This is a genomic window from Microvirga makkahensis, from assembly GCF_009830105.1.
GTDB lineage: Bacteria > Pseudomonadota > Alphaproteobacteria > Rhizobiales > Beijerinckiaceae > Microvirga > Microvirga makkahensis.
Window position 1 is genome coordinate 1 of the sequence record NZ_WURB01000050.1, and the last position, 13317, is coordinate 13317.

Annotated in this window: 14 protein-coding genes; 11 read left to right on the forward strand and 3 right to left on the reverse strand. The window is 61.9% G+C overall.

Annotation, left to right across the window (positions count from 1 at the left end; translation table 11 throughout):
* Positions 1-448 precede the first annotated feature (448 nt).
* Both GR328_RS25855 and GR328_RS25860 read right to left on the reverse strand, forming a co-directional pair.
* Positions 449-1063, reverse strand: coding sequence for a glutathione S-transferase N-terminal domain-containing protein (locus GR328_RS25855; RefSeq protein ID WP_160888539.1), 615 nt, complete (start codon positions 1061-1063; stop codon positions 449-451).
* Positions 1064-1068: 5 nt separating this feature from the next.
* A complete protein-coding gene (locus GR328_RS25860; protein ID WP_205790320.1) occupies positions 1069-1842 on the reverse strand; it encodes a GntR family transcriptional regulator in 774 nt (257 codons plus the stop codon).
* Between the two features lie 123 nt (positions 1843-1965).
* Between GR328_RS25860 and GR328_RS25865 the strand changes: the two genes are divergently transcribed.
* The 7 genes from GR328_RS25865 to GR328_RS25895 all read left to right on the forward strand — a co-directional run bounded on the left by GR328_RS25865 (position 1966) and on the right by GR328_RS25895 (position 9169).
* On the forward strand, positions 1966-2724 hold the full coding sequence (locus tag GR328_RS25865) for an SDR family NAD(P)-dependent oxidoreductase (protein WP_160888528.1): 759 nt from the start codon (positions 1966-1968) through the stop codon (positions 2722-2724).
* A gap of 83 nt (positions 2725-2807) precedes the next feature.
* Positions 2808-3296 carry a TRAP transporter small permease subunit gene (locus tag GR328_RS25870; RefSeq protein WP_246216101.1) on the forward strand — a complete coding sequence of 163 codons (489 nt, stop codon included), beginning with the start codon at positions 2808-2810 and terminating at the stop codon, positions 3294-3296.
* Between the two features lie 8 nt (positions 3297-3304).
* The gene (locus GR328_RS25875; protein ID WP_160888530.1) at positions 3305-4609 is read left to right on the forward strand and encodes a TRAP transporter large permease; all 1305 of its coding nucleotides are present in this window, start codon (positions 3305-3307) and stop codon (positions 4607-4609) included.
* Positions 4610-4682: 73 nt separating this feature from the next.
* Complete coding sequence (locus GR328_RS25880) at positions 4683-5801, forward strand: C4-dicarboxylate TRAP transporter substrate-binding protein (protein WP_160888531.1); 1119 nt, start codon at positions 4683-4685, stop codon at positions 5799-5801.
* 136 nt (positions 5802-5937) lie between these two features.
* Complete coding sequence (locus tag GR328_RS25885; protein ID WP_160888532.1) at positions 5938-6675, forward strand: SDR family NAD(P)-dependent oxidoreductase; 738 nt, start codon at positions 5938-5940, stop codon at positions 6673-6675.
* Between the two features lie 12 nt (positions 6676-6687).
* A complete protein-coding gene (locus GR328_RS25890) occupies positions 6688-7476 on the forward strand; it encodes an SDR family NAD(P)-dependent oxidoreductase (protein WP_160888533.1) in 789 nt (262 codons plus the stop codon).
* Positions 7466-9169, forward strand: a complete 1704-nt coding sequence (locus GR328_RS25895) for an FAD-dependent oxidoreductase (RefSeq protein WP_160888534.1) — start codon at positions 7466-7468, stop codon at positions 9167-9169. The genes GR328_RS25890 and GR328_RS25895 overlap by 11 nt, the downstream gene beginning before the upstream one ends.
* A gap of 64 nt (positions 9170-9233) precedes the next feature.
* Here the strand turns inward: GR328_RS25895 and GR328_RS25900 are convergent, their stop codons facing one another.
* A complete protein-coding gene (locus tag GR328_RS25900) occupies positions 9234-9665 on the reverse strand; it encodes a MarR family winged helix-turn-helix transcriptional regulator (protein WP_160888535.1) in 432 nt (143 codons plus the stop codon).
* A gap of 59 nt (positions 9666-9724) precedes the next feature.
* Here GR328_RS25900 and hmgA point away from each other — a divergent pair, with 59 nt between their 5' ends.
* The 4 genes from hmgA to GR328_RS25920 form a co-directional block, all read left to right on the forward strand.
* On the forward strand, positions 9725-11083 hold the full coding sequence (hmgA, locus tag GR328_RS25905; protein ID WP_160888536.1) for a homogentisate 1,2-dioxygenase: 1359 nt from the start codon (positions 9725-9727) through the stop codon (positions 11081-11083).
* A gap of 8 nt (positions 11084-11091) precedes the next feature.
* Positions 11092-12399 carry a fumarylacetoacetase gene (gene fahA / locus GR328_RS25910; RefSeq protein ID WP_160888537.1) on the forward strand — a complete coding sequence of 436 codons (1308 nt, stop codon included), beginning with the start codon at positions 11092-11094 and terminating at the stop codon, positions 12397-12399.
* A gap of 10 nt (positions 12400-12409) precedes the next feature.
* Entirely contained in the window at positions 12410-13045 is a 636-nt protein-coding gene (maiA, locus tag GR328_RS25915; RefSeq protein ID WP_160888538.1) for a maleylacetoacetate isomerase, read from the forward strand.
* A gap of 145 nt (positions 13046-13190) precedes the next feature.
* Positions 13191-13317 (forward strand): CoA-transferase (locus GR328_RS25920; RefSeq protein ID WP_281351965.1); only part of this gene is annotated, 127 nt, incomplete at its 3' end.

Sequence of the window (13317 nt, forward strand, 5' to 3'; positions counted from 1 at the left end):
TACAACTACACGGCATGGCTGATGACTTCAGCCGGGAAGCGATGACGGGCATCGCGGGGATGGCGAGACACGTTCATCCCATATCTATGTCAGCATCCCATCACTACCCGGTTAGGCTGACGGTGCCATCTCGAGAGCTCACCGGCTCCGGTGGCCGTACATCGCGTGCAGCACCTCTTTCGTCCGCCAGTGCATATGGCCAGTGCCCTGACGATGATAGCTGCTCGCGTGTCGTCTTTATCGTCGATAGCCTCGAGCGTATTCCGACCGAGCGGTCGCTCGCCGCCTTCATAGCCTTGCGGGATACTGCTGGGAGAAAAATATGGAAAGCATGTCCTGATCCAGGAGTGCCTCCAAATCCGGCACAGGCGTTGCGAAAGGCATCAGGGGGAAGACCCAGTGGCTCGCCCGCTGAACTGGGCGAGCCGTGCGGTCATGCCGAGCGGGACTACCCCTTCGGCAATGTCTCCTTCATCGAGCGGCGCTCAGAAACCTCTGCGAACCACGCGGCGAGCTTCGGATGAGTGCTTCGCCAATCCTTGTCGGAGAAGCGGAAGTCCAGATAGCCGAGCGCGCAGACCACTGCGATCGATCCCGCGTGAAATGCGCCGGAGATCCTTTCGAACCACTTTCCTTCCAGATCGTCTAAGCCGGAATCGACCTTCGCCATCTGGCCTGCATACCAGTCGTCCCACCGGAGGCTCTCCGGCCGCAGGACCGCCTCATAACGACACAGAAGGCAGGCATCGAGGATCGCATCCCCAAGTGCCTCCAGGGTCAGCACGTCGAAACGATCCGCCCCTTGCGGGTAGACCGTTCCTTCTCGGCCGGCGAGGGAGTCAAGATAGGCGCAGATCACTCGGCTGTCGAACAAGGGGGTGTCATTCTCCAGCAGGGCGCAAGGCACCTTGCCGGATGAGTTGTGCTTGACGATTTCGGGATCCCGCTTGACCGGACCGGCGGCTGAGCCAAGGATCTCGATCTGATCTTCAACGCCACGCTCGTAGGCGGTAACCATGACCTTACGGACGTAGGGTGATGCTGGTGAATGAAAAAGTCTTATCGTCATCAAGGCTTCCTTTTTGATGTTTTCCTGTTTTGGGTGTTCGCCCGAGCCGGCACGATACGCAGCGCGCCTTCAGACTGACTGTTCAGCTGACTCAAGAGATAGTCCATGGCAAAGAGCACATGCTCACGCATGATCGCTCCGGCTCGCATTCCGTTCCCGTGGGAGAGCGCTTCGGCGATCCGGCGATGGTCGTCATGAGAGCGATGAATGATCTTCCAGTGCTCCCATAATATGATGCGATCCGATGTCAGGGGCACGTTGTGCAGGCGCGCGACGAAATCAGCGATCCAGGGATTTCCGGCAATCGTCTGTATCAGCTTGTGGAAGCTCACATTCATCTCGCGGTATGGCGCGTGGTTGTCTTCCAGCAGCTGTCCGCCTGCAAGAAGCCGATCTCCCTCCGCGACGAAGTCGAACAGCTGCTGAGCAAAGGCGTCGGTCATGTTGGGCGCAGCCAGTGTGCAGGCGAGCGCTTCAAGCTCCGCGCGCACGATGAAGGCCCCGCGGATCTGCTCGGGCGAAAACTCGCGGACCCGGTATCCGCAATTGCTCTCGTAGACGACGAGACCGGAATCGGCGAGCGCTGCGAGCGCGGTGCGGAGCGGCGTCCGCGAAACGCCCAGCTGCTCGGCCAACCGGTTCTGATGCAGTTTCTCGCCGGGTTGCAGCTCGCCGCGCAGGATCACTTCACGCAGCCGTTCGCCCACCATTTCTGCACTGGTATGGTTATCCGTCAAATGGCTACCCCCTTGGACAACGTCACGATCGTTCAACTTTAGTCGCGCAATGTCAGGAATAAAATTGGATCCAAAATGATATTTATGCAAACATAATATTTGCCAGAGAGCGCAGAATGTGTTCATTCTGCTGTCGTTGCTTGTTAGGATGTATCAAGAATGTCACACGTCTGTCTTGTCACCGGCGCGGCTGGCGGCATCGGGAGAGCCGTCGTTCGCCGGCTCGCAGAGGATGGTTTCAGCATCCTTGCCGCGGATCTCTCACGCGACGCTGCAAGGGACACGTTGAGCGGATTGCCTGGCGAGGGGCACCGCGCTGTTGCGCTCGACGTTGCAGATGAAACGAGCGTCATCAACACCTTCAGGGTCGCCGAAGAGGCGGGTGCGCCGATCGACGCCGTTGTCGCGGCTGCAGGTATTCTTCTGTTCGGTCCGGGTGGTGAGCGCCCGCCGATCACGGAAATCGAGTTGAAGGACTGGAACTTGACGCAGTCCGTGAATTCAACCGGGACCTTCCTTCTGTTGCGTGAATACCTGCGTGCAGCAAGCCGCCGCACTCTCAGGAATGGCCGCTTCGTGGGCTTTGCGTCGGTGGCGGCGCAGCTCGGAGGCTATCGCTCGAGCTCGGCGTATATTGCATCCAAGAGTGCGGTACTGGGCTTGATCAAGGCGGGAGCGCGAGAGGCCGCCCATCTCGGGATCACGGTGAATGCCGTTGCTCCCGGCCTGATTGACGCGCCGATGCTGCACCAATCGCTTGACCCCGGGAACTACGCCACAGTCACCGGATCCATCCCTCTTCAGAGAGTGGGCAGCCCCGAGGATGTCGCCGGAGCCGTTGCGTTCCTGATGGGCAAGGACTCGTCCTACATCACCGGCGCCGTGATCGACGTCAACGGCGGGTATCGCATGCAGTGAGAACCGTGCGCCGGCCGTGGGCGTAGGCCGGGCCGGTGCACGCACAGGGGGGAGGAGATGTCATGATAAGAATTCTAAGATTCTTGACAAATTCATTGACCGTTCTGGCAGGATTGTCAGTCGCCCTGATGATGTTTCACATCATGGCGGACGTCATCGGGAAATACGTATTTCACTATCCGGTCCCCAGCACGGCCGAGGTCGTGGCCAACTACTACATGATCGCTTCCGTGTTCCTGATCCTCGCTTATGTCGAGGCCAAGGGATCCGCGATCTCCGTGGACCTCATCTATGACAATGTCGGTCCCGCCGCGCAGCGCGTCATGTGCAAGGTGGGCCAGATCGGCACCTTGATCTTCTACATGGGCCTGGGTTGGTTCTCGTGGGATGTGGCAATGCGGGCTTTTCGGATCAACGAGACCGTCGACGGCCTGTGGCGTGTAACGGTTTGGCCCGCGAAATACATGCTGCCTCTCGGCCTGGCACTCGCCTGCCTCGTGCTGCTGATCAAGATCTTCGCGGGCGACCGGGTGCGGCTGGTCGAAACCACAACCCAGATTCATAGTCACTGAGGCCTGCGATGGACCGCATAGAGATTGGATTTATCGGAATTGGTCTCGTTCTGACGCTGATCGGCCTGCGGATGCCGATCGGGGTTGCTATGGGCAGCACCGCCTTCATAGGCATCTGGAGCATGATGGGCTGGAGGCCCGCGGTCGGTATCGCCAAGGCTGTTCCGTTCCACCTGATTGGCGACTGGAACCTGTCGGCGATCCCGATGTTCCTGCTGATGGGCTTCATTGCCGTGGAGGCGGGCTTGACCCGCGGCTTGTTCGGCGCAGCCCGCATCCTGCTGTCGTGGCTGCCGGGAGGGCTTGCCTCGTCCACGGTCGCTGCAAGCGCGCTTTTCGCCTCCGCATCGGGATCATCGGTCGCAACCGCCGCAGCCTTCTCACGCATCGCCGTTCCGGAGATGCTCAGCTCGAACTATAACAAGGGCCTCGCCACCGGGTCCGTCGCGGCGGCCGGCACCCTGGGAGCGCTGATCCCGCCCAGCGTTCTGATGATCGTCTTCGGATTGCTGCTCGACACTTCGATCTCGACGCTCTTCGTTGCGGGCATCATCCCGGGCATTCTCACCGCCGTGATGTTTCTCGGCATGATCACCGTCCGCTGTGCATTGAATCCCGCGCTGGCGCCGAAGGTGAAAGTAGAGGTCACGCCTGAAGAAAAATGGGCACTTATTGCCGATGCATGGCCCCTGCCAGTGCTGATTCTTGGAATCATGGGTGGCATTTTCGCCGGCATCTTCACCGCGACCGAGGCCGGTGCGGCGGGCGCGTTCCTCGCGTTCCTTCTGGCTCTTGCGCGCGGACGCCTTAACATGGGCATCATGAGGCGCGCCCTTGTGGACACTGCGGCCGGAACCTCGGAAATCTTCATGGTCATTCTGGGTGCGGCGCTCTTTGCGCGCTTCGTGGCGCTCGCCACGATCCCGGATTTTGTCATCGGTCTGTTCGACGGCTATTCGACCTTCACCGTCATATTCCTGATCTGCATCCTGTTCCTGATCCTGGGCGCATTTCTCGAATCGATTTCCATCATGCTGCTCTGCCTGCCGGTTCTGGGGCCGCTCCTCGTCGCGCACGACGTGAATCTGATCTGGTTCGGCGTTCTGACGATAAAGCTGCTGGAGATCGGCCTTGTGACGCCGCCGATGGGGATGAACGTGTTCGTCATCAAGTCCTCGATGGGCAATCGCGTCACGCTCGGGGAGATTTTCAAGGGCGTAAGCTGGTTCATCCTGATCGATTTCGTGACGCTGGCCCTTCTCGTCGCCTTCCCCGCAATCAGCCTCTGGCTGCCCGCCTTCATGGCCAACTGACGGTCAATGAAAAACCTGGGCGCTCGAATTCGTGCCCAGTTCAACCCAATCAAGCTATCTAGGGAGAGAAATCATGAAAAGAATTCTGACGACAGTTGCCTCGCTGGCCATGATGTCGAGCCTGGCTCAGGCGGAGACCTATCAGGCAACCAACTGGATGGCGCCGACGCATATCCTGAACGAGGTCGCCTTCGCGAAATTCGTCAACGATGTGAAAGCCGCGACGAACGGCGCCATCGAATTCGAGATCTACTCCTCGGGATCGCTGGTTCCGGCGCCTACAACTCTCGGCGCCATTGGTGACGGTGTGGCACAAATGGGCATTGTCGCCGCATCCTACACGCCCTCGGACCTGCCCCTTTCAGGCTTGATCAACGATCTTGCCTTTGTTGCGAAGGACGATTTCGCCACGGCTTTCGCCCTGACCGAGATCGGACTCACCAACCCGAGAATGCAGAAGGAATATGCGAAGCACAATACGGTGTTCCTCGGCGGCTATTCGACACCCACCTATGTGTTCTTGTGCATGAAGGATCTCGGCGACCTGAGTTCGGTCAAGGGGCTGAAGGTCCGCACTGCGGGAACGGCGCAGAATGAATGGGCCGCCTCGCTCGGTGCGATTCCTGTCGCGGCGCCGATGCCTGATGTGTACTCGGGTCTCGAGCGCGGTTCGCTGGACTGCACGCTTTCCGATCCGACGAACCTCGACAAGGGCTACAAGTTCTGGGAGGTCGTGAAGTCGATCACCACCCTTGAGCAGGGAACGTCACTCGGCGCGACCTATGTGTACAACAAGGACTTCTGGGAAGAGATCGGTCCGGAAAGCCGCCGCAAGATCCTCGATCTGACCGCTCTCGGCCTTGCACGTTCGCAGGTCGCTTATGCTCAAGCCGTGGGAGCCGCCCTTGCCGGCGCTGCCGAGCGCAAGATCTCCATCAACAAGCCCCATGCCGAACTGGAGGAGGCTCTGGCCAAGTTCAGAAGCACTCTCGTCGAGAACGCTCCGGCCCGCACCATGAAGGAGCGCGGTGTGGAGGATCCGAGCGATATCGTGAAGGAGTTTCTCGCCCTGCAGGAGAAGTGGGCCAAGCTCCTCGCGGGCATCGATCGGAACGACGCCGAAGCGGTGGCGAAGGTTGTACATGAGAACATCTTCGCGAAGCTGGACGAGAACACATTCGGCCTGAACTGATCCTTCCGACCGGCGCAAGAATGCTTGCGCCGGTCCCTTGAGGTCTGCGGGCATGCTTCGCGGTCCTCGACCGATCCCCGTGATTATCTGACTTTTACCCTGCCTTGCACGTCAAGGCGCTTGGAAGGTTATGTCCATGTCTGAGCACAGATCGCCAACCGCAATCGTCACCGGCGCCGGCGCCGGGATTGGCCGCGCAATTGCCAACCGTCTCGCGGAAGACGGCTTCGCCATTGTCGTTGCCGATCGCGCGCAAGCGCCTGCCGAGGAAACGGTCCGTCGACTTCAGGATAAGGGTTACGAGGCGCGCGCCGCGGTCCTCGACATCACCGACCCGACGGCCACGCAGTCCCTGATCGACAGCGTCGAAAACCTGCATGTTCTGGTCAACAACGCAGGCATCTTCACCGTCATCGAGTTCGATAAGCTCACTGCGGACGATTTTCGCAAGATGTACGAGGTGAACCTGATCGCGATGTTCACTCTCTCCCAACAGGCATCGCGGAAAATGCCCGAAGGGGGCCGCATCGTGAACTTGTGCTCGCGGGCAGCCTTCGGAGCTCGGCATTATGCGCACTACGTCGCTTCGAAAGCGGCGGTCGCGGGATTTACCAAGGCGATGGCCCTGGAATTGGGAATGAAGCAGATCACGGTGAACGCGGTCGCACCTGGCATTATCCAAACCGACATGCTGCTCGAGCGAAAGGATGGCCTCGATGAGATGCGCGCCGCACAACCCACCGGAAAGCTGGGTATCCCCGAAGACATCGCTCACGCCGTCTCCTTCTTCGCCGATCCTCGTGCGAGCTACGTCACAGGTCAGGTTCTGATCGTGGACGGCGGCCGTTCGGTCGGCGGCACGGCAGCATTCTGAGGAAAGGCAGAAATGGACCTTCCTATCACATCCCTTCAGGGAAAGGTCGCCGTCATCACCGGTGCGGGGCAGGGCATCGGCGAGGCGATCTGCCATGCGTTTCTCTCGGCAGGCGCTGTTGTCGCGGCCGTCGACCGTGAGCCGGCCGGCATCAACGGACTGGCGTCGAAATCGGATCGCCTGATTCCCGTTCTGGGCGACGTGACCGACGCGGGCCTGCTCGATGTGATCGGCGCAGCCCTCGACGGGTCCGGCCTTTCGCTCGACATCCTCGTCAATAACGCCGGCGTCGCACGTGGCGCCCACGCTATCGCAACGTCGGACGAGGACCTCCAGCGTTATTTCGACATCAACATCCTCGGTGTCTTTCGCCTGTCGCGATGGGGCGTGGCTCGCATGATGGAGACGGGTGGCGGATCGATCGTGAACACGGCCTCTGTCTTCGGTATGATCGGCGCCTACAACAGCGCGGGCTATTCGATGTCGAAGGCGGCCGTTATCGGAATGACCCGTCAGATGGCCACCGATTTCGGTCCCTCGGGCATTCGTGTGAATGCCGTGGCCCCGGGCCTGATCGAAACGCCGCTCACCGCCGAGCGCATCCAGACCGAGACCTGGCGCCGTCAGATCATGATCGAGCAGTGCCCGTTGCAGCGCGTCGGTAAGCCGGAGGATGTCGCACGTGCCGTGCGGTTCCTCGCCTCCGACGAGGCCTCCTTTGTTACCGGGCAGGTCCTAGCCGTCGACGGAGGATGGACAACTGGCCGTTTCCCCAGACCGGAGCCGCTCCATGGCGTCTGAGAGTCTTCCCGCAAGCTGTGACCTTCTCGTCGTCGGCTCCGGAGCGGCGGGGCTAGCGGCGGCGATCAGTGCGGCGCACGGTGGCTTGAAACCGGTCGTCGTAGAAAAATCCGAGTACTTCGGCGGCTCGACCGCCGTGTCGGGCGGCGCGATCTGGGTGCCCGACAATCCGCTCATGCGCGCCGCCGGGATGGAGGATGACCCCAAAGCCGCCCGCCGCTACATCGAGCTTGAAACGGGCAATCGCTTCAATGCGGAGTTGGTTGACGCGTTTCTCGACAACGGCCCCGAGGCCATCGCGTTCTTCCATGAAAAGACGGCGCTGAGGATGGCGCATCGCCCCTATTCTCCGGACTATCACCCGGAAAAGGATGGGGCGGCGCTGGGAGGGCGCGTGCTCGATGCGCTGGAGTACGATGGCAGGGCTCTGGGCAGGAACCTTGCACGGCTGCGTCCTCCGATCAGGGAATTCACCATCCTCGGCGGCATGCAGCTCGGCCGGATGGATCTCTACCATTTCGTGCGCATGATGCGTCGATGGCCATCCTTCGTGCATGCGACCAAGCAGGTTCTGCGATACGGCAAGGACAAGATGCTCGTCGGCCGCAACACGCGTCTGAGCCTGGGCGCGGCGGTCGCCGGCCGCTTGGCGGAGACGGTTTTCTCCCTGAACATTCCGCTCTTGACCGAGCATGAGCTCGTCTCGCTTCGGCGGGACGGGGCCGGTCGCGTTTCGGCCGCCGTCATCCGCACCAGGCAGGGCGACAGGACCATTGAGGTCAGGAAAGGTGTGGTTCTCGCCGGTGGCGGCTTTCCGCATGATGCGAAGCGCCGTGCGGACATGTTCGATCATGTCCGCCGCGGCTTGCCCCATTACAGCATGGCACCTTCGCCGAACACCGGCGGGCCGATTTCCGCAGCCGAGGCGATTGGGGCGGCCTTCGTCACCACCAATTCGGACGCCGCGTCCTGGGCACCCGTCTCCCTGATTCCGCAATCCGACGGATCGAAGCGGCCATTTCCGCATCTGTTCATGGACAGGGCGAAGCCCGGCATCATCGCAGTCGGCCACGATGGCCGGCGCTTCACCAACGAAGCGGCGAGCTATCACGACTTCGTGCAGGGGCTGGTGACCAAACTGATGGACGATGGCCGGATGTCGGCATTCCTGATCTGCGATCATCACGCGCTGCGCCGCTACGGACTGGGTGCGGTGCCGTGTTTCCCAGGCAGGATCGGTCCACACCTGAAATCGGGTTATCTCAAGTGCGGCCCGAATGTGGAGGAACTGGCTGCCCGATGCGGCATCGACGCCAAGTCCCTCGGCTCCACGATCGAGCGCTACAACCGATTTGCCGCCCAGGGTATGGATCCCGATTTCGGCAAGGGATCGACCCCCTATCAGACGGCCCTCGGCGATCCGGACCACAAGCCGAACCAGTGCTTGAAACCCCTCGAAGGTAAGCTCTACGCCGTCGAGATTTTCCCGGGCGACATTGGCACGACGATGGGTTTGGACGTCAACGCCAACGGTCAGGTCCGCGACACGAGCGGCCGGGAGATCGAGGGCCTTTACGCCTGCGGAAATGACATCAACTCGATCATGAGCGGGTCGTATCCCGGTGCAGGCATCACGCTCGGACCGGCGCTCACATTCGGGTACATCGTCGGGCGCCATGCCGCATCGCAATGAGTTCCTGCCGCAGATCTCTGCGGCGGAAAGCTCATTCGAGAAGGCTCTTCGCCCTCGCTTAAGGTCACCGGAGGAGGACGTCCTCAAGCCGCGCCAATGCGGCGAGAAGGGCAGGGGCCTTAGGGCCGAGATCACGCAGGATGCGTTGCTCGAAGTCCAAGGCTTTGGGCACGATGTCCTTGTATGCGCGGCGCCCCTGCGCCGTGAGCGTCAGGATTTCCTCGCGGCGGTCCTCCTCACTTTCGCGGCGCCTGAGCCAGCGGCGCATCTCCAGGGCCCGGACCGCGCGGCTGACCTTGGTCTTGTGCATGGATGAGTGCCGCCCGATCTCCTTGGCGCTGCTCTCCCCGAATTGGCCCAAGGTTGCGAGGACCCGCCATTCAGGCGTCGTCAGGTCGTGGTGCGGACCGTAGACGGACTGGAATTCCCGGGAAACGGCTGCGCTGAGCCGGTTGAGGCGGTAAGGCAGAAATTGTTCGAGATCGAGTTTCGTCATCGGGTTGTTAGTTACAAAAACAATAGTTACGCATGTAACTATCTTTGGAGGTTACGACCATGAATGTCCAGAATCAAATTGCTCAGACGCAGGCATCGCAGGTGCAGGAGAGCGCAATCCAGCCGGGCTATATGTCAGGCTTCGGCAACGGCTTCGAGACCGAAGCTCTCCCCGGAGCGCTGCCCATCGGCCGCAACTCTCCCCAGAAGTGCTCCTACGGTCTCTATGCCGAACAGCTGAGCGGTTCGCCCTTCACCGCGCCGCGCACCACGAATGAGCGGTCTTGGCTCTACCGGATACGGCCGACCGTGACCCATTGGGGGCAGTTCCAGAAGGCCGACATCGGCCTGTGGCGCACCGCACCTGCGGTCGAGGTGGAGGTGCCGATCGCTCCCATGCGCTGGGATCCGATCCCGCTTCCGACCGAATCTGTCTCGTTCCTGGAAGGCGTCCGCACCATGACGACCGCAGGGGATGCGGGATCCCAGGCCGGCATGGGCGCGCATGTCTACCTGATCACCCGCTCGATGGTGGACGAGTACTTCTACAATGCCGACGGCGAACTGCTGTTCGTGCCTCAGCAGGGATCCTTGAGACTCTGGACCGAGTTCGGCATCATCGATATCGAGCCGGGCGAAATCGCCGTGATCCCGCGCGGGGTCAAGATCCGTGTGGAGCTGACCAGCGGCCCCGCCCGCGGCTATCTGTGCGAGAACTATGGCGGCGCGTTCACCCTGCCGGAGCGCGGGCCGATCGGCGCCAACTGCCTCGCCAATCCGCGCGACTTCCTCACGCCGGTGGCGGCGTATGAAGACAGAGATGCCCCTTCGAAGATGTACGTGAAGTGGGGTGGCTTGCTCTGGGTCGCCGACATGGATCACTCGCCGCTCGACGTGGTGGCCTGGCACGGCAACTACGCACCCTACAAGTACGATCTGCGGCACTACTCGCCGGTGGGGCCGATCCTGTACGACCATGCCGATCCATCCATCTTCACCGTGCTCACCTCGCCTTCGGAGACGCCCGGCACGGCCAATATCGACTTCGTGATCTTCCCGGACCGCTGGCTGGTGGCGGAGAATACCTTCCGGCCGCCGTGGTACCATATGAACGTAATGAGCGAGTTCATGGGCCTGATCTACGGCGTCTACGACGCCAAGACCGGCGGCGGCTTCGTGCCCGGTGGCATGTCGCTGCACAATACCATGCTGCCGCACGGGCCGGACGTGGACTCCTTCGAGAAGGCGAGCAACGTGGAGCTCAAGCCTCACAAGCTGGAAGGCACGCTTGCCTTCATGTTCGAAACGCGCTTCCCGCAGAAGGTGACGGCCTTCGCGGCCGAGACCGAGTCGCTTCAGAAGGATTACGGCGCCTACGGTCACAAGCTGAAGAAGCACTTCAACCCGAACCAGCGGTGATCGAAACAATGGCGCAACTCGATCATACGCACGATCCGAAGCTCGAAAGCTGGGTGGCTTCGGCCAACGGCCACGCGGATTTCCCGATCCAGAATCTGCCGCTGGGGGTCTTCAGCCCCCGCGGCGGTGGGCCCCGGGGCGGCGTCGCTATCGGCGATCGGATCCTCGACCTGCCAGCTGCTCTCGCAGCCGGTCTCTTCACGGGCGAGGCCGCTCGGGCGGCGGAGGCAGCCTCGGGGGCGGCGCTCAACGCCTTCCTCGCTCTCGGCGCAGGCCCGCGGCAGGCCTTGCGCAGGCGCCTGTCGGAAATCCTGGCGCAGGGCAGTCCCGATCAAGGGAAAGCGGATGGGTGCCTGCAGGCGGCTTCCGATTGCACCCTGCACCTGCCGGCGCGCATTGGGGATTACACGGATTTCTATGTCGGCATTCACCATGCCACCAATGTCGGCAAGCAGTTCCGCCCGGACAATCCCCTGCTGCCGAACTACAAGCATGTGCCGATCGGCTATCATGGCCGCGCGTCGTCGATCCGCCCCTCCGGCGTGCCCGTGCGCAGGCCGCGCGGGCAGACGAAGCCGCCGGATGCGTCCGAGCCAGGCTTCCGTCCGAGCCAGAGGCTCGACTACGAGCTGGAGCTGGGCGTGTGGATCGGACCCGGCAACGAGCTCGGCGAGCCCATCGGCATCGCCGAGGCGCCCGGTCATATCGGGGGATACTGCCTGCTCAACGACTGGTCGGCGCGCGACATCCAGGCCTGGGAATATCAGCCGCTCGGTCCGTTCCTGGCCAAGAACTTCGCCAGCACCATCTCAGCGTGGATCGTGACGCCTGAAGCGCTTGCGCCATTCCGCATCCCGCAGCCGAGCCGGCCTGAGGGCGATCCCGCTCCGTTGCCTTACCTGACGGACGAGGCGGATCGGAACGAGGGTGGGCTCGATCTGGAGCTGGAGGTGCTGATTCTCACTCCCGCCATGAGGGAGAAGCGCCTTCCGCCCCATTGCGTCGCCTTGTCCAATGCACGCCACATGTACTGGACCGTCGCCCAGATGGTCACGCATCACACGTGCAACGGTTGCAATCTGCAACCGGGCGACCTCCTGGGCACAGGCACGATCTCGGGTCCCGATCAGGAGAGCTGCGGCAGCATCCTCGAGACAACCTTGGGCGGCAAGAACCCGATCGTGCTTGCCTCCGGAGAGGAGCGGCGCTTCCTCGAGGACGGCGACGAGGTGATCCTCCGCGCCCGCAGCCGCAAGGAGGGTTTTGCGCCCATCGGGTTCGGCGAATGCCGGGCCACGATCCTGCCGTCACTATGAGGGCGAGGAAATGAAGCTCTATACGTATTGGAGGTCCACATCCTCCTACCGCGTGCGCATTGCGCTTGCCCTCAAGCAGGTCGAGGCCGAGCAGGCCTTCGTTCATCTGGTCCGCAACGGCGGTGAGCAGAATGAGTCGGGCTACAGGGCCATCAATCCGCAGGGACGCGTGCCGGCGCTCGAGCTCGACGACGGCAGCGTGCTCATCCAGTCGCCCGCGATTCTGGAATACCTGGAGGAGGTCTATCCGGCGCCTTCGCTTCTGCCGCCCGACCCGGTGACAAGGGCCAAGGTCAGAGCGGTGGCGTCGATCATAGGCTGCGATATCCACCCGTTGCACAATGTCGGTCCGCTCACCCATCTCAGGAAGGCTTTCGGCCGTTCCGAGCAGGAGGTTTCCGACTGGATCGCCACCTGGATCGGGCAGGGGCTTTCAGCGGTCGAAGCCCTCATCGGGGATCAGGGCTTCTGCTTCGGTTCGGATCCGTCGATGGCCGACGTTTATCTCCTGCCGCAGCTCTACGCGGCGCGACGCTTCAACGTGACGCTCGCCTCCTGCCCGCGCATTCTCCGTGTCGAGAGAATTGCCGGGGAGCATCCGGCTTTCCGCAGGGCGCACCCGTCAGCCCAGCCGGACGCGGAATAGTGGTCTTTGGAGAATCTCGGCATCGTAATCGTGCTTGCCATGTCGCGTCGGTCATAGGGAACTCCGCTGCCGACATGCTTCGTCCGGCCGCGGAGTTCGCCAGGCCTGTCCGGGCGCGATCCAACTCCCGTAAGGAGAGAAACTGATGAACAAGGTATACGGCGATGCGCGTTCTGCGCTGGCTGGTCTGGTGAAGGACGGGATGACGATCATGGCCGGGGGGTTCGGCCTGTGCGGCATCCCGGAGGCGCTGATCGAGGCGATTCGTGATT